Below are 20,820 nucleotides of genomic sequence, written 5' to 3' on the forward strand. Positions count from 1 at the left end.
ATCATAAAAAATCAAGTATTTTTTTGCATGAGAAAACACCTTATAATAGATTCATGCTATGAATGGAAGAGGGGATTATATGTCATATCCCGGCGGTCAATTAAGTGAAGAGAAAGTCTTCAAAGACCCTGTTCATCGTTACATACATGTTCGCGATAAGATTATATGGGATTTAATAGGAACAAAAGAATTTCAACGATTGCGCCGCATTAAGCAGCTAGGCACCACTTACTTAACGTTTCATGGTGCGGAGCACAGCCGTTTTAACCACTCGCTTGGCGTCTATGAAATTATCCGCCGCATTATTGATGATGTGTTTGTCGGCAGGGAGCATTGGGATCATAGTGAACGGCTGCTTTGTTTATGTGCGGCGTTATTGCATGATTTAGGTCACGGTCCGTTTTCACACTCATTTGAAAAAGTATTCCACCTCGATCACGAAGATTTCACACAGGCGATTATTTTAGGAGACACGGAAGTTCATGCGGTTTTAAAAAGAATGGGGGATGACTTTCCACAGAAAGTGGCAGAGGTCATTGCCAAAACGTATCAAAATAAGCTTGTCGTCAGCTTAATTTCGAGCCAAATTGACGCTGATCGCATGGACTATTTGCTTCGCGATGCCTATTATACAGGCGTCAGCTATGGAAACTTCGATATGGAACGCATTTTGCGCGTCATGCGCCCGCGTGAAGATCAGGTCGTCATTAAGCGAAGCGGTATGCATGCAGTTGAAGACTACATTATGAGCCGCTATCAAATGTATTGGCAGGTCTATTTTCATCCCGTAACACGCAGTGCTGAAGTGATACTGACGAAAATTTTGCATCGGGCGAAAACTTTGCATGAAGAGGGCTATATGTTCCGAACGCATCCGCATCACTTCTATTCTCTTTTTACGGGGCAGGTGATGCTGCATGATTACCTTAAACTGGATGAAGCGGTGATTCTGTACTACTTTCAACAATGGCAGGATGAGAAAGATGAGATTTTGCGGGATTTATGCCGCCGCTTTGTTCATCGCCGTTTATTTAAATATGTGGAATTTAGTCCGACCAATGAGCAAATGAAGAAGCTGATGGAGCTGACCGCTTTATTTAAAAAGGCGGGGATTGATCCAGACTATTATTTAGTGGTTGATTCCTCGTCTGATCTTCCATACGACTTTTACCGTCCCGGGGAAGAAGGGGAACGGTTGCCGATCTATTTGTTAATGCCAAACGGGGAACTTCGTGAGCTGTCAAGGGAATCGGTGCTTGTGGATGCGATTTCTGGCAAGCGCAGAACCGATCATAAATTGTATTTTCCGGACGATTTTCTGCAGGATTTTTCGACAAAACGTACGACAAAGAAAAAGATTCTTGAAATACTTGAGGGTTAGGAGATGACAAGGGGTGTTAACAGAACACGCAAAGATTGTAAAGGCATTTGCGGCGGCGGGGGAAATTGTAGGGCGAAAAAAGCTCCAAAAGATGATTTATATTGCCAAGAAATTAAATTTCCCTTTTTATGAGAAGTTTGACTTTCATTTTTATGGGCCATATTCAGAGGAATTGACATGGCGCATTGAAGAACTTTGCAATCTCGGTTTTTTAAACGAAGTAAAAGAGAAAAAAGGAGGCTATTTCCAATATCGCTATACGCTGACGGAAGCGGGAGCGGATTTTTTAAAGCATTATGATATTCATATGCCGCATTTAACAGAATGCCTCCAAGATATGAATGAACAAAATTCACGATTTCTTGAGCTTGTGTCTACCATCCTTTATTTTGACAATTTCAGCAAGGATGCAGTAAAAGAAAAAGTGTTTTTGGTAAAGAGCAAGCAGCGTTATACAGAAGAAGAGATTGAGCAGGCTTATCGATATATTGAGCAATTGCGTCATAAAACAGAAGCTCCTGTTTGAGGGTTTACAGATGGTGGACAAAGTCAACATGGACTTTGCCTACACCTTTTTACATCAGACTGGCTTGAAAACGCTTGGCAGACAAGGAACGCAGCCGAGTGAGGACGCGAATGGAACAAGAGATGGTCATGAGCGGACGACCGGGGTCCGTGACGCAGGATAAAAGCGTTTGTTAACGGTTTGAGAAGCCCCTCTGAGCTGAGGGGCTTCTTTTTAATGGGGCAAAAATGCGAGCTGGTAGAAAAACAGCACGGCGAAAATATAGACGAGCGGATGGACCTCCCGCCACTTCCCGCGTGTTACCTTTAGCAGCGGATACGAGATAAAGCCTAGCGCGATCCCTGTGGCAATGCTCGATGTGAGCGGCATACTCAGGATAATGAGAAACGCCGGGAACGCCTCATCTAATTCATCCCACTGAATGCGAGCAATGCTTCCCATCATTAAACTGCCCACGATAATAAGGGAAGGAGCCGTAATGGCTGAAATTCCAGAGACAGCGCTGACTAGGGGTGCAAAAAAGGCGGATAGGACAAATAAAATGGCAACCGTCAAAGCTGTCAATCCCGTGCGTCCGCCTGCTGCTACTCCGGCAGATGATTCAATATAAGCGGATGTTGGGCTGGTACCAAAGATGGCGCCGACAGTTGTCGCGACAGAATCAGCCAACAGGGCTTGACGAGCGCGCGGCATGGTTTTTCCTTTCATTAAACCAGCTTGCTGCGCTACGCCGATCATTGTGCCAGTTGTATCAAAAATCGTCACAAGCAAAAAGGAAAAAACAACCGCATATAAACCATATTGCACAACATCGCCAATGGCAGTGAAAGGGTTAGCGATGATGAGTCCTTTAGGAAGCGAAGGCATCGCAGCAATCCCCTGATCAAATTTGAGCTGTCCCGTAAAATAAGCGACAGCACCCGTGATGATCATGCCAATGAAAAGCGCCCCGTTGACGCGAAGCGACATTAAAATAAGGGTAACAGCTAAACCAATAAGCGTCAGCCAAGCAGAAGGGGCGTGTAAATCACCCAGCGCCACTAAATTTTGTGGGTGCGCCTTAATGATTCCTGTTAAGCGCAAGCCAATAAAAGCAATAAATAGGCCGATTCCAGCCGTAATGCCATGCTTTAAGCTTTCAGGAATCGCTTCAATGAGCTTGTGGCGTAACGGCGTTAGCGATAAGATAACAAACAAGATTCCTGCTACAAAGACAGAGGAAAACGCGACTTCGTAGGAGATGTTCCCATGCGATCCGACAACGGAATATGTAAAATAGGCGTTCAGGCCCATGCCTGGCGCGATCGCAATAGGATAATTAGCGAAAAGCGACATCCATAGCGTTCCGACCACAGTGGCAATGATTGTTGCCATAAATACTTGTTGAAATGGTACGCCGGCATCTGATAAAATGACCGGATTGACAACAACGATATAGACCATCGTTAAAAATGTCGTGAGCCCAGCGATGATTTCTGTTTTTATATTTGTGCGATATTCCGATAGCTTAAACATAGGCACCTCCAAAAATACGAACGTTTTATCAAACATATATTATATTATTCGTTTTTTATGGGGTGTGCAATAAAAAAATAAGGAAGCCGGTCATAGGGCCTCCTCCAATCTCTATGTACGTTTATTCGTCGCTAAGACGCTTGCCGCCGATAGCGTAATGGTTTTTTGACATTTCTTCAATAAACACAACGATTTTTTCTTTTGGCGCTCCTGTCGTTTCGGCGACCGCTTCTGTCACCTTTTCGACAAGCGCTTTTTTCTGTGCTTCGGTGCGGCCTTCAAGCATTTTTACCGTTACATAAGGCATGATTGCCCGCCTCCTTTTTAAGAAAATCACTTTTATTATAGCATCAGCTAGGGAGTGCATGTGCACTTTTTGTGAGGAATCATGTATACTTAATTTTAGTAAATATTATAGAAAAAAGGAGAAAAGTCAACGTGGACATTTTGCCATACTCACTCGGTGAAATCCCTTATGTGCTGATGGCGCTGGCCATTGCTTTTTCAGTTCATGAATTTGCCCATGCTTATGTCGCCTATAAATTTGGCGACCCGACGGCAAAAAATCAAGGAAGGCTGACGCTGTCGCCGTTAGCTCATTTAGATTTGCTGGGGACGCTACTTATTTTTCTTGCCGGTTTCGGTTGGGCGCGCCCTGTGCCTGTTAATCGGCATCATTTTAAAAATCCGCGTTTAGCCGGCATCCTTGTCTCCATTGCGGGACCGATCAGCAACTTATTGCTGACGGCAATAGGATTTCTTGTTTGGTACAGCATGATTCGCTTTGGAGTCATGACGATGATTCCTGACTGGTTTGCCGCGGGATTCGATTTATTTTTCCGAATCTTCATCAGTTTAAATGCGTTGTTATTCGTGTTTAATTTGTTGCCGTTTCCTCCATTGGATGGATACCGGATTATTGAGGATCTTGCGCCTCGCCATGTGCGGGCGAAAATGACGCAATGGGAAAACTACGGCGCGCTTATCTTTCTGATCCTCGTGTTGACGCCGCTTGATCGATATACGATCCATCCGATTTTTAATATAGCGGTTCCTTTTGTGTTGCAGCAGATGCAATCATGGTTTTCATCCATTATTTTTTAAAGGGGTGTTTACATGGAGCAAAAAAAGAAAAACATCGGTTTTAATATTATTAAAAGTGATCCGACAGCTGGGCATGGCGGATTTGGAGCAGGAGCGCTAAGCTTGGACAACGTATCGCCTGTCATTATCGATGTGGAAGCTGGCGAAGCGTTTGTTGATATTGGGGCGATGCATGCTCGAAGCGTAGTGGAAAAAGGAATTAAATTTACGCCTAACCGCGATGAAGTACCGAATGGAAAACCTTATTGGCTTGTGTGGGTGACGATTGATCGAGCAGCCGAGGGGCCTTATTATGCAGGGGTCACTGCGTGTGAAATGACAGTGGATCGCCAAGCGCGTCGCGGATACAAGGTGCTTCCGGATCATGTCAATAAGCTTGATAAATCGCTGAAGCGGCGCATTCTTGTCGACCATATGGACGAACGATCGAAGCGAGTGCTGGCTGACTTTTTAAAGCAGCATGATCGCGGGATGTGGGATCGCTCTAGCGATGAATTGAAGAATGGATTGGAATTTAAGTAATATTTATCCATATATATGGCTTTTTTGTGAACGTATGTAGGCGAGTACTTGAGCTTTTTTTGGAAAAAGAGTAAACTAAATCTACATGCATAACACAATAAAACTAGGACAGGAAAACCCTCAAGCAAATGTCGCTTGAGGGTTTTCTTTTTGCTTAAAACCATTTGAATAGCTTATCAAACCAGTTCGGTTCATTTTCTTCTTTATGATGAGGTGCCTTTTTCTTTTTCTTATCAAGGTGTTCCGTGCAATATTCAGTCGGTTCTGTTCCAGCCACATAATACGTGAGCCGTTTTATAGGGCATGCTTTTGTGGCTAATTTTCCGTTATCGGGATTGATATATACTCCGACGACTCCTTTTGTTGGTTTAAATGATTGAACCGGTTCATTTTTTAAGCTGTTTTCCATAAATTTGACCCAAATCTTTTTAGCGTATTGTTTTTCTGCCAGCTTCGTAATTTTTTCTCCGCGATCGTATCCTGTCCATACACCAGCTACCAGCTGCGGCGCATAGCCGATCATCCAGCTGTCCGTTTCGGTTGTTCCGGATTTTCCTGCGTATGGACGAGTAATATCATGAAGAACGGCTTGCCCAGTGACGGTCGTGTAATCGTTAAGCTTTGGATCGAACATGCCTGTCATCAGCTGAGTCGTTACATAAGCCGCATCGCGGTTAAGAATTTGCTTTGATTCTGCGTTGTATTCGTAGATCGTTTCTCCTTTATGGTTGACAACTTTCGTTATAAATACAGGCTCGACCTTCTTTCCATTATTATCTAATATACTGTAGGCATTGACCATTTCAATCACTCTTACTGGCGATGTTCCCAGCGCCAGTGACGGCACTTGCTTTAATGAACTGGTAATACCCATCTTTTTGGCGGTTTGCACAAGTTTGTCTTCGCCAATAAATAGATGGGTTTTCACGGCAAAGACATTATCAGAAAGAGCGATGGCTTGCGCTAGTGTGATGGTATCATTAGCGTAATAATTATTATAATTATGCGGCGTATAAGTGGCCTTGCCATCGTCAAATGTAAAGGTGGTTAATTCGCTGCGCATTTCTGTTGATGGCGTAAAGCCTTGGCGGATCGCTGCATAATAAAGAAACGGCTTAAATGTTGAACCTGGCTGACGTTCGGCTTGAACCGCTCGGTTATAAGGACTTTTATTGTAATCTCTTCCGCCGACAAGCGCTTTGACCTCGCCAGTATGAGGATCCATCGCTACAAATGCCACTTGAATCGCTGATGCTGGATCGATCGTGTCGCGAATTTGCTGTTCAGCAATGGTCTGCATCTTCGGATCTAAAGAAGTATAGACGCGCAAACCACCCATTTCAATGGTTTGTTCATCAATTCCTAATTTGTTACGCAATACATCCTTTACTACATCTTGAAAATAAGGAGCGATTTGCTTTTTTGTGACTTCGTGATTTCGCGAATAGACAAGCGGCGCTTTATATGCTGCTGCCGCCTCTTTTTTCGTAATATAGCCGCTTTCAACCATGGATTGCAGCACAATTTTCTGTCTCGACTTGGCTCGTTGCTCGTTATTGAACGGCGAGTAGTAGGAGGGGCCTTTCGGAATGCCGGCTAACATGCTGGCCTCGCTTAGTGTGAGTTGTTTAGCTGATTTTCCAAAATAATAATTAGCGGCCGCTTCAATTCCATAAACGCCGTGTCCGTAATAGATTGTATTTAAATATCCTTCTAAAATTTCCTGTTTACTATAGTTTACTTCTAAGCGAATGGTATATAATGCCTCTTGCAATTTTCTCATCCATGTTTTATCTAAGGTTAAAAATAAGTTCCGGGCATATTGCTGTGTGATCGTGCTGGCTCCTTGCACTTTACTCATGGCTTTTATATCAGCAATGACGGCAGCGGCGATCCGCTTGGTATCAAAGCCGTGATGCTCAAAAAAACTTCGATCCTCCACGGCGACGGTGGCTTGAATAACAGACGGAGAGATATCGCGCAGGTTCACCCAGTAACGCGTTTGTCCGTTATCGCTTTCCCCGATTTTTGTGCCGTCATCAGCATAAAAAATCGTCGTTTGCGGTACAGCCAAGGGAGGCGCTCCTTCAATTTTCGCCAGCGCAATGACCCCTGCTAGGCAGAGGGTGAATAAGATTGCTAGGATAAGGGTTATAAATATAAATGCACGAATGTATTTGACTGTTCCGCGGAACCGGCTGCTTGGGATGATTTCCAATGTTCATCACCTCATCGATGTTATTGATATTAGTATGAAAAAATTTTTCCCATTTTAAACATTTTTCTAGCAATTTTCACTTGAAATTTTGCTAGATTGCTCTATACTTTTTCATGTTTGGTTTTTTTGTGTGAGGAAATAATCATTGTATATGAATGCTAATCAAGAAAGGGTGTTCAGTATGGAACTATGGTTTACGGAAAAACAGACAGAAAATTTTGGAATTACTGCGAAAATTAAACGCACTTTACATACAGAACAAACGCAATTCCAAAAGCTTGATATGGTGGAAACAGAAGAGTTTGGAAACATGCTGATTCTTGATGGAATGGTCATGACGACGCAAAAGGATGAGTTTGTGTACCATGAAATGGTCGCACACGTTCCTCTGTTCACACATCCAAATCCGGAGAATGTGCTTGTGGTTGGCGGCGGCGATGGTGGAGTCATTCGCGAAGTTCTTAAGCATCCAAGTGTCAAAAAGGCAACACTTGTTGAAATCGATGGCAAAGTCATTGAGTATTCGAAGCAATATCTTCCTGAAATCGCTGGGAAATTAGAGGATTCGCGCGTCGAAGTGAAGGTAGACGATGGGTTTATGCATATTGCGCAAAGTGAAAACGAATACGATGTCATTATGGTAGACTCAACAGAACCGGTTGGTCCTGCAGTCAATTTATTTACAAAAGGCTTTTATGCAGGCATTGCGAAAGCGTTAAAGGAAGATGGCATTTTTGTAGCGCAAACAGACAACCCTTGGTTTAAAGCAGATTTAATTCGCAATGTTCAACGCGATGTACGCGAAATTTTTCCGATTACGCGCCTCTACATTGCCAATATTCCTACGTACCCTAGCGGCATGTGGACATTCACACTAGGTTCGAAAAAATATGATCCGCTTGCAGTAAGTGATGAACGTTTCCATGAAATCGAAACGAAATATTACACGAAAGAGCTTCATAAAGCATGCTTCGTGTTGCCAAAATTTGTGGCGGATTTAACGAAGTAAAGGAGAGGTGCTTATGCGATTCGATGAAGCGTATTCTGGCAATGTCTTTATTAAAAGCCATCCGAACTTTGAAGAAAGTGAAGCCGTGATTTATGGCATGCCGATGGATTGGACGGTCAGTTACCGTCCCGGCTCCCGTTTTGGCCCGGCACGCATTCGCGAGGTATCAATCGGGCTTGAAGAATACAGCCCATACCTAGATCGTGAGCTGGAAGAGGTCAAATTTTTCGATGCTGGGGACATTCCGCTTCCGTTCGGCAATGCCCAACGGAGCTTGGATATGATTGAAGAGTTTGTAGACCGCATTTTGGCAGCCGATAAATTCCCGCTTGGCATGGGCGGTGAACATTTAGTTTCTTGGCCGGTGATGAAAGCTGTATATAAAAAATATCCCGATTTGGCAATTATTCATATGGATGCCCATACAGACCTGCGCGAGCAGTATGAAGGCGAACCGCTTTCTCATTCAACGCCAATCCGTAAAATTGCTGAGCTCATTGGACCGCAAAATGTATACTCGTTCGGTATTCGCTCAGGGATGAAAGAGGAATTTCAATGGGCGAAAGAAAACGGCATGTATATTGCTAAATTCGAGGTGTTAGAGCCGCTTAAGCAAGTGCTTCCGACGCTTGCGGGACGTCCTGTATATGTGACGATTGATATTGATGTGCTAGATCCAGCGCACGCACCAGGAACAGGCACCGTAGATTGCGGAGGCATCACGTCAAAAGAGCTGCTGGCTGCCATTCACGAAATCGCACGGTCAGATGTGCATGTAGTCGGTGCTGATTTAGTGGAAGTAGCACCGGTTTATGATCATTCTGAACAAACAGCTAACACAGCAAGCAAACTAATCCGCGAAATGATTCTCGGATGGGTGCAAAAACGAAAATAAACAAACCCCGTCTTTGTCAAAAGACGGGGTTTTACTTCATACTCACGCCTGCGTCCATTAGAATATATCAATAGTGGACAGTTCAACTGGTCCATTTTTGATAAAATTTTGCTTGAAGTGGCCTTGGAGGCTTGAAAGCATCCGGTTTCAAGCGAGCCGCTTTGTTTTCTTGTCTTCGCACTCTTGAATATCATCACACCATTTCTTATACTTATTAAAGTTATAACATGTTTATAAGGGTGTGTCCAACGATGGAAAAGGCCAACGGAACACCGATCCGTCTGAAGCATGTAACGGATATTCGGGACGGAAGCCGAAAAGAGACAATTGTATTGGAAGCGCATGGTCTATATTACATAAAAGAAAATGCTTCGTATTTAACATTTGAAGAAAGCCAAGACATCGGCAACGTGAAAACCGTTGTAAAAATAACGAAAGATGAGGTCGTCGTGATTCGTTCTGGAGCGGTTCAAATGCGCCATGTGTTTCGAAAAAAGCAAGAAACATCAGGAAACTACCGAACGCCGTTTGGAGTATGGACCATGAAAACGAAAACGGATCATATCGAATATTGGTATGAAGAAAAAACGAAAAAAGGGAAGCTATTTCTATCTTATACATTAGAAATGCAGCATGAGCGAGTGGGTCGCCACGCCGTAACGATCACATTTAGGGAGGAATTATGATGAATATTGTGGAACAGGTGAAGGAGCAGTTAAAGAAAGAAATCAAGCAAGCGGTAATCAAAGCGGGCCTTGCGACAGAACAGGAAGTGCCCAATGTTATTTTAGAGGTGCCAAGAGAAAAGGCTCACGGCGATTACTCGACCAACATGGCGATGCAGCTTGCCAGAGTGGCTAAAAAAGCACCGCGTATGATTGCAGAAGAACTGGTCCGCCATTTTGACAAAACGAAGGCATCGATTGAAAAAATTGAAATTGCCGGTCCTGGGTTCATCAACTTCTACATGGATAATAGCTATTTAACCAACTTAATTCCGCTCATTATTGAAGCAGGCGCATCCTACGGGCAAACGAATGTCGGACAAGGACAGCGCGTGCAGGTCGAGTTTGTATCAGCCAATCCGACTGGGAGCTTGCATTTAGGACACGCGCGTGGAGCCGCTGTTGGTGATTCCTTGTGCAATGTTTTAGAAAAAGCGGGATTTGAAGTGACGCGCGAATACTATATTAATGATGCGGGCAATCAAATTTTCAATTTGGCGAAGTCGGTGGAAGCTCGTTATTTCCAAGCGCTTGGCCTTGATAAAGACATGCCGGAGGACGGCTACTATGGCGAAGATATCGTTGAGCTAGGAAAACAGCTGGCTAAAGAGCATGGAGACAAGCTTGTAGCTTTGGACGAAGAGGAACGTTTAAAGCTGTTTCGCGAATACGGCCTAAACTACGAAATGAATAAAATAAAAAAAGATTTGGAGGATTTCCGCGTCCACTTTGATGTATGGTATTCGGAAACATCGTTATATCACAACGGTAAAATCGAAAAAGCGCTGCAAGCGTTGCGAGAGAAAGGGCATATTTATGAGCAGGATGGCGCTACATGGTTCCGTTCGACAGCCTTCGGCGATGATAAAGATCGTGTGCTCATCAAACAAGATGGTTCTTATACGTATTTGCTTCCAGATATCGCCTATCATCAGGATAAACTGCAACGCGGTTTTACGAAGCTGATTAACATTTGGGGAGCCGATCATCATGGCTATATTCCGCGCATGAAAGCGGCCATTGAAGCGCTCGGCTATGATCCGGCGGTATTGGAAGTCGAAATTATTCAGCTAGTAAGCTTATATCAAAATGGCGAGAAAGTAAAAATGAGCAAGCGTACTGGCAAGGCGGTGACGATGCGCGATTTAATGGAAGAAGTTGGCTTGGATGCGACTCGTTATTTCTTTGCGATGCGTTCAAGCGATACCCATTTAGATTTTGATATGGACTTAGCGGTTTCGCAATCGAATGAAAACCCGGTATATTATGCACAATATGCTCATGCGCGCGTCTGCAGCATTCTTCGTCAAGGAGCCGAGCAGAATTTGACATATGAAGGGACACAGAAGCTCGAGTATATTCAATCTGAAAAAGAAATCGAACTCTTGAAAAAGCTTGGCGAGTTTCCGTCTGCTGTTTCTGAAGCGGCTTTGAAGCGCACGCCGCATCGAATTACCAACTATGTTTTTGATCTGGCTTCTGCTTTGCACAGCTTTTACAATGCGGAAAAAGTAATTGATCCGGAAAATAAGGAAAAAAGCCAAGCGCGCTTAGCTCTTGTTAAAGCTGTACAAATCACGCTGCAAAACGCTTTAGCTTTAATTGGCGTGTCGGCGCCAGAAAAAATGTAATCGCCTATTTTATTTTTTGAATATCATATTAAGTGAAACAGGAAATGGATATATTTGTATTGAAGGCAACACAAATATATCCATTTTTTTTGACTCCTCATTTTGCAGAGAGTATGTTAAGATGTGTAAGGGCTGTCGATAAAAGTAGATATATGTCGAAAAATGGACAGCGGACATGAACGGAGGAGAATGTCATGAAAGAAGTAATTATATCATTACTGACCGGCATGGTCGTCGGTTTTTTATTTACCCTATTTCGTCTGCCGATTCCAGCTCCGCCGGCGCTGGCGGGAATTTCAGGAATTATTGGCGTTTATCTTGGCATGAAAGTATTTCAGTGGCTGAGTGTATTTTGGAAATAAAAATGTTGGGGAAAAAGCCCCAACATTTTTTATAGCCATTCAGAAAGAAGGAGAGATAGCGATTCTTTGCCGCGGTCCCATATGGTTCGTTTTTTCCAAAAATCGATCGTCAATCGTTCAGAGCGGGAAAGGTCGCGTTTAATCACCTGATGCATGTGCTGCATAAAGGAACGGTCATAAATCAAGCAATTCATTTCGCCATTTAAAAACAAGCTGCGCTTATCGAAATTAGCGGTGCCAATATCGCATACGCGATCATCGATCATGATCGTTTTCGCATGGTAAAATCCTTGATAAAAACGATAAATTTCCGCTCCCGCATTTAATAAGCGGTAGAAATAGGGAAAGGCGGCTTCCTTGACAAATAGATGATCCGCTTTGAGCGGAACGAGAATGGTCACCGCGACTTGGCGTTCTAATGCGTCAAGCAACGCGTTCATTACTTTAGCACTAGGAATAAAATAAGGGGAACCGATGATGATTTGCTGCTGTGCTTGGCGGATCAGCGCAATGAATTCATTTTCAAGTCCTTGCCCATTTGTCGCAATGAACTGATGGGTAATGGGGCCTTTATCTGCTCGTGGAAAGTACAGCTGGCGTGTCGTGAGCTTTTCTTTTGTCGCGGCTTCCCAATCATCAAAAAACTGTGTTTGCAAATCCGCTACCCCTTCTCCGGTTATTTTTAAATGATAATCACGCCAATCTCCAAAATCCGTATCCTGGCCAATGTACTCTTTGCCAATGTTGAAACCGCCAACATAGCCAATCATTCCGTCAATTACGGTTATTTTTCGATGATTTCTGCGATTTAGCTTGTAAAAGAAATAAGGGAATGTAGGTTTTCGGCTATAGACAAACTGGACACCACTTTTTCGTAGAGAACGAATAATTGATTTAGGAAGTCCAAAGCTGCCGATCCAGTCTACAAGCAAACGGACTTCCACTCCTTCTCTTGCCTTTTGCTGTAAAAGAGAAAAAAAATATTGACTAATGTCGTCCGTTTTGACAATATAAAACAAAATATGAATATGATTTTTTGCTTGTTCGATTGTTTGGAAATAATCGAAGAATAAATGTTTTCCATTGGTAAACAGCTCTATGTTGCCTTGGCGCATCGGGTATTCTTTTTTGGCATTTCCGCTTGTCCGTCTGCGCCCTATTTGTACATCTATTATAATCAGTACAACGAAAATGACAATGACCCACAAAATCATCATTGTACGTTCCTCCTGTCTGCATCGATCGTTATTAATGTTCCCTAAATGAAAAAAATTAGCACCTGCCCCAGCAAAACGTTGTTGACTGAATGCTCATTCATTATTAAAATAAAGCCAAGGGGTATAATTCTGAAAATTTCTTTTGTTATTAATATTATTTTTATTATTAATGGAAAAACAAGGGGGAAAGGAGCATTAGAAATATGAATGCGTTATTAGTGATTAACTTCCTTGCGTTTTTGCTTGTAACCGCTTACGCTGTGTATTTATTTGCGTATCTTGTAAAAACGCGCATTGCTTACATTAAGCTAGGAAAGAAAGTGGAATTTGACCAAAAGGTAAAAGAAAGGCTAGATAAAATTTGGGTGAATGTATTCGGGCAGAAAAAGCTTTTGAAGGATAAAAAAAGCGGTTTAATCCATGTCGTTTTTTTCTATGGATTTATTCTTGTTCAATTTGGGGCTATTGATTTTATTATGAAAGGAATTGTACCAGGAGCCCATCTTCCATTAGGGCCGCTTTATCCAGGATTTACGTTTTTCCAAGAAATCGTGACTCTCCTCATTTTAATTGCCGTATTTTGGGCGTTTTATCGCCGATATATTGAAAAGCTTGTGCGCTTAAAACGCGATTTCAAGGCTGGATTAGTGTTAATTTTTATCGGGGGGCTTATGCTTTCTGTGTTGTTTGGAAATGGCATGTCCATGATTTGGCACGCCGAGGAAGCAACATGGAGCGAACCGATCGCCTCTCTTGTCGCTGGTGCGTTTTTCTGGGTAGGAAAAACAGGAGCGACTGTACTTTTCTATGTCGCATGGTGGATTCACTTGCTGATCCTGCTTACCTTCTTAGTATATGTCCCTCAGTCGAAGCATGCACACTTAATTGCAGGTCCAGTGAATGTCTTCTTTAGTCGTTTATCCCGACCAAAGCTTGAGAAAATTAATTTTGAAGATGAGACACAGGAATCATTTGGCGTTGGAAAAATTGAAGACTTTAAGCAAACGCAGCTGATCGATTTATATGCTTGTGTGGAATGCGGCCGATGTACGAACATGTGCCCAGCCACAGGAACGGGCAAAATGCTTTCGCCGATGGACTTAATTTTAAAGCTGCGCGATCATTTAACGGAAACAGGAGCGGCTGTGACCTCCAAAGCTCCATGGGTGCCGGCATTTGCGTTTAAAAATACGCGAGGCAATCAGCTGGCGTTTGCCGCACAAGGCTTGCAGGAGCAAGCAGCTACGCTCGAAATGCCAAGCTTAATTGGCGATGTCATTACTGAAGAAGAAATTTGGGCCTGTACGACATGCCGTAACTGTGAAGATCAGTGCCCAGTCATGAATGAACATGTCGATAAAATTATCGATCTTCGCCGTTATCTTGTATTAACAGAAGGAAAAATGAATCCCGATGCCCAACGTGCCATGACCAATATTGAGCGCCAAGGAAATCCATGGGGGCTCAATCGAAAAGAGAAAGAAAATTGGCGGGAGCTGCGCGAGGATGCTCATATTCCGACGGTGAAGGAAATGCAAAAAGCCGGCGAAGAATTTGAATATTTATTGTGGGTTGGTTCAATGGGCGCATTTGATAATCGAAGCCAAAAAATCGCTTTAGCATTTGCGCGCTTATTAAACGAAGCAGGCGTCAAGTTCGCCATTTTAGGAAATAAAGAGAAAAACTCCGGTGATACCCCACGCCGGCTCGGAAATGAATTTTTATTCCAAGAATTAGTGAATAGCAATATCGCTGAATTTGAAAAAGCAGGTGTCAAAAAGATTGTAACAATTGATCCACATGCTTATAACACATTTAAAAATGAATATCCGGATTTTGGATTCGAAGCAGAGGTTTATCATCATACGGAACTTCTTGCCAAGCTTGTGGAGGAAGGGCGATTAGTACCGAAATATGAAGTGAATGAAACCGTTACGTTCCATGACTCTTGCTATCTTGGGCGCTACAACGAAGTATATGAGCAGCCGCGCAGCGTTTTGCGAGCGATTCCAGGCGTCAAGCTTGTAGAAATGGAACGCAACCGCGAAAAAGGAATGTGCTGTGGCGCCGGTGGCGGTCTCATGTGGATGGAGGAAACGACAGGAACGCGCATTAACGTTGCACGTACGGAACAGGCATTGGCTGTCAATCCAACGGTGATCAGTTCCGGCTGCCCATATTGCTTAACGATGCTGACGGATGGAACAAAAGCGAAGGAAGTAGAGGAAAAAGTGGCGACGTATGATATTGCCGAGCTTTTAGAAAAAGCGGTATTTGGTGACGAAAACCAAAAGGATATGGTATCTTAAAAAAAATTGAATAAATAATTCGTATTTTTAAAAATAATTAGTATAATAGAAGAGGGAGGTGTGCGAAATGTACACCTTTCTCCTAGTCTATTGTATCGAGCGAGCGTTCAGTCTGTATTTTGTAATCGCTTTCTAAATTCGAACAGTCCATCGTACAGACTGCTGACACTTAAACATGGCTTAAGTGGATAAATATAGTTCAAAGGGGAGAGGAAGATGGGAAAAACGGTTATTTTAAGCGGAGTGCGTACGCCGTTTGGAAAATTTGGCGGGGGACTTAGCTCATTAATGGCTTCACAATTAGGCGGGATCGCTATTAAGGAAGCGCTTCATCGGGCTAATCTTAGCGCTGAGCAAATTGATGAGGTCATTTTAGGAACTGTTCTACAAGGAGGGCAAGGACAGCTCCCTTCACGCCAAGCGGCTCGCTATGCCGGAATTCCGTGGGAAGTGCGCACGGAGACGATTAATAAAGTATGTGCCTCTGGTATGCGGAGCGTAACATTGGCTGACCAAATCATCCGCGCTGGAGATGGCGAAGTGATTGTCGCCGGAGGAATGGAATCCATGAGCAATGCACCGTATGTTTTACCAAAGGCACGCTGGGGGCTCCGCATGGGCGATTCGACAGTAAAAGATTTAATGGTGTATGACGGTCTCACATGCAGCTTTACAGGTGTCCATATGGGCATATATGGAGGCGAGACGGCCAAAGAATTAGAAATTTCCCGGCAGCATCAAGACGAGTGGGCGTATCGCAGCCATCAGCGCGCGATCGCGGCGATCGAGGCAGGGTTGTTAGCAGAAGAAATTGTACCGGTTGAAATACCGCAACGCAAGGGTGGAACGCTGTTGGTGGAGCATGATGAATCACCGCGTAAAGATACATCGCTTGATAAATTAGCAAAGCTGTCTCCTGTATTTGATCCGTCTGGCACGATTACAGCCGGCAATGCTCCAGGAGTCAATGACGGAGCAGCTGCGCTTGTTTTAATGAACGAAGAACGAGCGCTAAGAGAAGGAAGAAAGCCGTTAGCGACCATTATCGGTCATGCTGCGATAGCTGTTGAGGCAAAGGACTTCCCAAAAACACCAGGGCTTGTCATTAATGAATTGCTCAGAAAAACAGGAAAAAAAGCGGAGGAAGTCGATTTGTTTGAGATTAATGAAGCGTTTTCAGCAGTCGCTTTAGCCAGCATCAAGATTGCTGGATTAGACCCTGAAAAAGTGAATGTGAATGGCGGGGCGGTCGCACTAGGACATCCGATTGGTGCAAGCGGCGCGCGGATTATTATCACGCTAATTCATGAATTGCAACGTCGCGGCGGCGGCATCGGAATTGCGGCTATTTGTAGCGGCGGCGGTCAAGGGGATGCCATTATGGTACAAGTATAAACATTACCAAGGCCCGCAGCTGTACATGGAATGAATAGTGTGGAAAATAAGCCTTGTAGACAGAGCGGGCCATTCTTGACAAGAGGCCAATCGCGATTGATCGACCTATTTCAATGCTGAAGATTTTACAAAAAGTTTGATTGATGGAGGATAGAAAGATGGATGTAAAAAAAGTAATGGTAATTGGTGCCGGTCAAATGGGATCAGGTATTGCGCAAGTATGTGCCATGGCTGGATATGATGTGTTTTTGCATGATTTAAAACAGGAATATGTAGATCGCGGCCTTGCTACGATTTCAAAAAATTTAACGCGACAAGTCGAAAAAGGAAAGCTGACTGAAGACGAAAAAGCAAGTATCTTGCATCGCCTTACCCCTTCTCTAGATCTACAACATGCAAGCGAAGTAGATTTAGTCATTGAAGCGGTTGTGGAAAATATGGAAGTGAAAACAAAGCTGTTTGCACAGCTTGATGAAATGGCCCCTGCGCATGCCATTTTAGCAACGAACACATCCTCGCTTCCGATTACAGAAATCGCCGCAGCAACAAAACGACCAGAGAAAGTGATTGGCATGCATTTTATGAATCCAGTTCCTGTAATGAAGCTTGTCGAAATTATTCGGGGGCTGGCAACCGCTGAAGAAGTCTATCAAACGATTGAAGATATGACCCACAAGCTCAATAAAGTACCTGTCGAAGTAAACGATTTTCCAGGATTTATTTCAAACCGTATTTTAATGCCGATGATTAATGAAGCGATTTATGCGCTATATGAAGGTGTAGCGACAAAAGAGGCGATTGATGAGGTCATGAAGCTCGGTATGAATCATCCGATGGGACCATTAACCCTAGCAGATTTTATCGGCTTAGATACATGCCTTTATATTATGGAAACGCTTCACGAAGGATTTGGCGATGATAAATATCGTCCATGCCCGCTGTTGCGCAAGTACGTAAAGGCTGGATGGCTTGGACGCAAAACAGGAAAAGGCTTCTACACATATGAATAATCAACAGATGGTTTGACAGTATCCAACAAAGAGGGTGACAAACATGAATTTACATTTTACAGAAGAACAAGAAATGATGCGCAAGATGGTCAGAGAGTTCGCAGAAAGTGAAATTGCCCCGTTTGTAGAGCAAATGGAGAAAGGAGAATTCCCTCGCCCCATCCTCAGCAAGATGGCGGAGCTCGGTTTAATGGGAATCACGATTCCAGAAGAGTACGGCGGGGCAGGAATGGATTTTGTTTCGTATATTATTGCGATTCATGAAATTTCAAAAGTCAGCGCAACGGTCGGCGTGATTTTATCTGTGCATACATCTGTCGGCACGAATCCTATTCTTTACTTTGGAACGGAGGAGCAAAAAAGAAAATATGTGCCGAAGCTTGCAAGCGGTGAATATTTAGGAGCCTTTTGCTTAACAGAGCCTAGCGCGGGTTCAGATGCGAAAAGCTTAAAGACAAAGGCCGTTCGCCAAGGAGATTATTATATCTTAAACGGTTCAAAAGTGTTTATCACAAACGGCGGGGAAGCAGATACGTATATTGTATTTGCCCGCACAAATCCAGACGAAACAGGAAGCCGAGGCATTTCTGCTTTTATTGTGGAAAAGGATACGCCAGGATTTATCATCGGAAAAGATGAAAAGAAAATGGGGCTTCACGGTTCACGAACCGTACAAATCTCTTTTGAAGATGCGAAAGTGCCAGCGGAAAATTTATTGGGCGAAGAAGGACAAGGCTTTAAAATCGCCATGGCCAACCTTGATGTTGGGCGCATCGGCATTGCTGCCCAATCGCTCGGTATTGCGGAAGCAGCGCTTGAACATGCAACGGCTTATGCAAAGGAAAGAATCCAATTCGGCAAACCGATCGCTGAACAGCAAGGAGTGGGGTTTAAACTTGCTGATATGGCGACAGCGACGGAGGCTGCCAAGCTGCTCGTTTATCGTGCTGCCTTTTTGCGCGCAAATGGAATTCCGTGCGGCAAAGAAGCATCAATGGCTAAGCTGTTTGCATCGCGAGCGGCTATGGAAAATGCCATTGAAGCGGTACAAATTTTCGGGGGGAACGGATACACCGAAGATTATCCGGTAGAGCGCTTATTCCGTGATGCAAAAATTTGTGAAATTTACGAAGGAACAAGTGAAATTCAACGGTTAGTGATTAGTAAACAATTATAAAAACGGGGGAGAGGACATGAATTTCCAATTAACAGAAGAGCATGAAATGATACGAAAAATGGTGCGGGATTTTGCCAAAAATGAAGTCGCGCCAACAGCGGCAGAGCGCGATGAAGAGGAGCGCTTTGACCGCAGTATTTTCGATAAAATGGCCGAGCTTGGCTTAACCGGCATTCCATGGCCGGAAGAATACGGCGGCATTGGCAGTGATTATTTAGCTTATGTGATTGCTGTGGAAGAGCTATCAAGAGTTTGCGCTTCGACAGGCGTAACATTGTCGGCCCACATTTCTTTGGCAAGCTGGCCTATTTATAAATTTGGTACTGAGGAGCAAAAACAAAAGTATTTACGCGCTCTTGCAACTGGCGAAAAACTTGGAGCTTACGGCCTTTCGGAGCCAGGGGCAGGATCGGATGTTTCTTCCATGAAAACGCGGGCGGTGCTTGACGGGGATCACTACGTGCTAAACGGCTCGAAAGTATGGATTACGAACGGCGGAGAAGCGGAAATTTATGTTGTATTCGCGGTGACAGACCCAGAGAAAAAGCATAAAGGCATTAGCGCGTTTATTGTAGAAAAAGGAACGCCAGGATTTTCGATTGGAAAAAAAGAGAAAAAACTTGGTATCCGTTCTTCGCCAACAACCGAGCTTATTTTTGAAGATTGCCGCATTCCGAAGGAAAATCTTCTCGGTCAAGAAGGGGAAGGCTTTAAAATTGCCATGATGACATTAGATGGCGGGCGCAACGGCATCGCTGCACAAGCAGTAGGCATCGCGCAAGGAGCATTGGATGCGGCGGTGGAATATGCAAAAGAACGCGTTCAATTTGGCAAGCCGATCATCGAGCAGCAGGGAGTCGGATTTAAGTTGGCGGATATGGCGACAGCCGTTGAGGCGTCTCGCTTGTTAACCTACCAAGCAGCATGGCTAGAATCCAATGGTCTTCCATATGGCAAAGCGTCAGCGATGGCCAAACTGTTTGCTGGAGACACAGCGATGAAAGTAACGGTAGATGCGGTTCAAGTTTTTGGTGGATATGGATATACAAAAGATTATCCAGTCGAACGTTTTATGCGTGACGCGAAAATTACGCAAATTTATGAAGGAACACAAGAAATTCAACGAATTGTCATTTCAAGAATGCTCACAAAAGAATAAGCGGAGCGATCCACGATGAATATGAAAAAACGAGAAGTCCCAGCATCTGTAAAGGATGAACGCCTTGTGAAAAAAAGGCGCAATGAAATGATTAAAGGGGCCATTTCCCTTTTCAAGCAAAAAGGATTTCATCGTACCACAACAAGAGAAATTGCGAAAGCATCAGGGTTTAGCATCGGAACTTTATATGAATATATCCGTCAAAAAGAAGATGTGCTGTATTTAGTGTGTGACCGCATTTACGATGAAGTACGCGAACGGATGGAAAAGGACATTGATACTCATCATGGAACAATTGAAAGCTTTAAATTGGCGATCGCTCATTACTTTAGGGTGGTCAATGAATTGCAGGACGAAGTCCTTGTCATGTACCAAGAAGCAAAATCATTAACGAAAGATTCGCTCCCATATGTTCTTAATAAAGAACTACAAATGGTCGGAATGTTTGAAAATATTTTGCAGGCTTGTGTGCAAAATGGCGTGTTTGAATTAACAGAACAAGAAATTCAGCTGTTTGCCCATAACATTTTTGTGCTAGGGCAAATGTGGGCGTTTCGCCGTTGGGCGCTGCACAAAATGTATACATTGGAAGAATATATTGAATTGCAGACGGATTTGTTATTAAGGGGTATTTTGGAAAAACGGTCATAATGACAATAAGGGGG

20 protein-coding genes are annotated in these 20,820 nt (G+C 43.7%); 16 read left to right on the plus strand and 4 right to left on the minus strand.

Annotated features, from left to right (window positions below; genetic code table 11):
• The first annotated feature begins 79 nt into the window (after window positions 1–79).
• Genes B6A27_RS11435 through B6A27_RS18670 form a run of 3 tightly spaced genes read left to right on the plus strand, consistent with a single transcriptional unit; the run spans window position 80 to window position 2,070 of the window.
• A complete protein-coding gene (locus tag B6A27_RS11435) occupies window positions 80–1,381 on the plus strand; it encodes an HD domain-containing protein (protein ID WP_080862192.1) in 1,302 nt (433 codons plus the stop codon).
• 13 nt (window positions 1,382–1,394) lie between these two features.
• The gene (locus tag B6A27_RS11440) at window positions 1,395–1,907 is read left to right on the plus strand and encodes a YwgA family protein (RefSeq protein ID WP_044741503.1); all 513 of its coding nucleotides are present in this window, start codon (window positions 1,395–1,397) and stop codon (window positions 1,905–1,907) included.
• Window positions 1,908–1,917: 10 nt separating this feature from the next.
• On the plus strand, window positions 1,918–2,070 hold the full coding sequence (locus tag B6A27_RS18670) for a hypothetical protein (RefSeq protein WP_156487537.1): 153 nt from the start codon (window positions 1,918–1,920) through the stop codon (window positions 2,068–2,070).
• Between the two features lie 50 nt (window positions 2,071–2,120).
• Here B6A27_RS18670 and B6A27_RS11445 read toward each other — a convergent pair whose 3' ends face one another.
• Window positions 2,121–3,422: an NCS2 family permease gene (locus B6A27_RS11445; RefSeq protein ID WP_080862193.1), complete on the minus strand. Its 1,302-nt coding sequence runs from the start codon at window positions 3,420–3,422 to the stop codon at window positions 2,121–2,123.
• Between the two features lie 121 nt (window positions 3,423–3,543).
• The gene (locus tag B6A27_RS11450) at window positions 3,544–3,789 is read right to left on the minus strand and encodes a 2-hydroxymuconate tautomerase (RefSeq protein ID WP_080862194.1); all 246 of its coding nucleotides are present in this window, start codon (window positions 3,787–3,789) and stop codon (window positions 3,544–3,546) included.
• A 116-nt stretch (window positions 3,790–3,905) separates the two neighbouring features.
• Between B6A27_RS11450 and B6A27_RS11455 the strand changes: the two genes are divergently transcribed.
• Together B6A27_RS11455 and B6A27_RS11460 are read left to right on the plus strand one after the other, a co-directional pair.
• Window positions 3,906–4,526: a site-2 protease family protein gene (locus B6A27_RS11455; protein ID WP_080862212.1), complete on the plus strand. Its 621-nt coding sequence runs from the start codon at window positions 3,906–3,908 to the stop codon at window positions 4,524–4,526.
• Between the two features lie 12 nt (window positions 4,527–4,538).
• Window positions 4,539–5,048: a YwhD family protein gene (locus B6A27_RS11460; RefSeq protein ID WP_080862195.1), complete on the plus strand. Its 510-nt coding sequence runs from the start codon at window positions 4,539–4,541 to the stop codon at window positions 5,046–5,048.
• Between the two features lie 154 nt (window positions 5,049–5,202).
• On the opposite strand, the gene B6A27_RS11465 is transcribed toward B6A27_RS11460, so the two are convergent.
• A complete protein-coding gene (locus B6A27_RS11465) occupies window positions 5,203–7,266 on the minus strand; it encodes a transglycosylase domain-containing protein (protein ID WP_080862196.1) in 2,064 nt (687 codons plus the stop codon).
• Between the two features lie 181 nt (window positions 7,267–7,447).
• Here B6A27_RS11465 and speE point away from each other — a divergent pair, with 181 nt between their 5' ends.
• The 5 genes from speE (at window position 7,448) to B6A27_RS11490 (ending at window position 11,888) form a co-directional block, all read left to right on the plus strand.
• On the plus strand, window positions 7,448–8,275 hold the full coding sequence (gene speE, locus B6A27_RS11470; protein WP_044741509.1) for a polyamine aminopropyltransferase: 828 nt from the start codon (window positions 7,448–7,450) through the stop codon (window positions 8,273–8,275).
• A gap of 13 nt (window positions 8,276–8,288) precedes the next feature.
• Complete coding sequence (gene speB / locus B6A27_RS11475) at window positions 8,289–9,170, plus strand: agmatinase (protein ID WP_044741510.1); 882 nt, start codon at window positions 8,289–8,291, stop codon at window positions 9,168–9,170.
• 251 nt (window positions 9,171–9,421) lie between these two features.
• Complete coding sequence (locus tag B6A27_RS11480; protein ID WP_066150680.1) at window positions 9,422–9,856, plus strand: YwiB family protein; 435 nt, start codon at window positions 9,422–9,424, stop codon at window positions 9,854–9,856.
• Window positions 9,856–11,526 carry an arginine--tRNA ligase gene (gene argS, locus B6A27_RS11485; protein WP_080862197.1) on the plus strand — a complete coding sequence of 557 codons (1,671 nt, stop codon included), beginning with the start codon at window positions 9,856–9,858 and terminating at the stop codon, window positions 11,524–11,526. The genes B6A27_RS11480 and argS overlap by 1 nt, the downstream gene beginning before the upstream one ends.
• A 194-nt stretch (window positions 11,527–11,720) precedes the next feature.
• Window positions 11,721–11,888 carry a XapX domain-containing protein gene (locus B6A27_RS11490; RefSeq protein ID WP_066150676.1) on the plus strand — a complete coding sequence of 56 codons (168 nt, stop codon included), beginning with the start codon at window positions 11,721–11,723 and terminating at the stop codon, window positions 11,886–11,888.
• 29 nt (window positions 11,889–11,917) lie between these two features.
• Here B6A27_RS11490 and cls read toward each other — a convergent pair whose 3' ends face one another.
• Window positions 11,918–13,105 carry a cardiolipin synthase gene (cls, locus tag B6A27_RS11495; RefSeq protein WP_066150674.1) on the minus strand — a complete coding sequence of 396 codons (1,188 nt, stop codon included), beginning with the start codon at window positions 13,103–13,105 and terminating at the stop codon, window positions 11,918–11,920.
• Between the two features lie 203 nt (window positions 13,106–13,308).
• Here cls and B6A27_RS11500 point away from each other — a divergent pair, with 203 nt between their 5' ends.
• The 6 genes from B6A27_RS11500 to B6A27_RS11525 all read left to right on the plus strand — a co-directional run bounded on the left by B6A27_RS11500 (window position 13,309) and on the right by B6A27_RS11525 (window position 20,806).
• Window positions 13,309–15,414 carry a heterodisulfide reductase-related iron-sulfur binding cluster gene (locus tag B6A27_RS11500; RefSeq protein ID WP_066150671.1) on the plus strand — a complete coding sequence of 702 codons (2,106 nt, stop codon included), beginning with the start codon at window positions 13,309–13,311 and terminating at the stop codon, window positions 15,412–15,414.
• 216 nt (window positions 15,415–15,630) lie between these two features.
• Entirely contained in the window at window positions 15,631–16,809 is a 1,179-nt protein-coding gene (locus B6A27_RS11505; protein WP_080862198.1) for an acetyl-CoA C-acetyltransferase, read from the plus strand.
• A gap of 158 nt (window positions 16,810–16,967) precedes the next feature.
• On the plus strand, window positions 16,968–17,819 hold the full coding sequence (locus B6A27_RS11510) for a 3-hydroxybutyryl-CoA dehydrogenase (RefSeq protein WP_044741517.1): 852 nt from the start codon (window positions 16,968–16,970) through the stop codon (window positions 17,817–17,819).
• Between the two features lie 43 nt (window positions 17,820–17,862).
• The gene (locus B6A27_RS11515) at window positions 17,863–18,996 is read left to right on the plus strand and encodes an acyl-CoA dehydrogenase (RefSeq protein WP_044741518.1); all 1,134 of its coding nucleotides are present in this window, start codon (window positions 17,863–17,865) and stop codon (window positions 18,994–18,996) included.
• A gap of 16 nt (window positions 18,997–19,012) precedes the next feature.
• On the plus strand, window positions 19,013–20,155 hold the full coding sequence (locus B6A27_RS11520; RefSeq protein ID WP_044741519.1) for an acyl-CoA dehydrogenase: 1,143 nt from the start codon (window positions 19,013–19,015) through the stop codon (window positions 20,153–20,155).
• 21 nt (window positions 20,156–20,176) lie between these two features.
• Complete coding sequence (locus B6A27_RS11525; protein ID WP_044741591.1) at window positions 20,177–20,806, plus strand: TetR/AcrR family transcriptional regulator; 630 nt, start codon at window positions 20,177–20,179, stop codon at window positions 20,804–20,806.
• Window positions 20,807–20,820 lie beyond the last annotated feature (14 nt).

The organism is Anoxybacillus sp. UARK-01 (assembly GCF_002075365.1).
Lineage (GTDB): Bacteria > Bacillota > Bacilli > Bacillales > Anoxybacillaceae > Anoxybacteroides > Anoxybacteroides rupiense.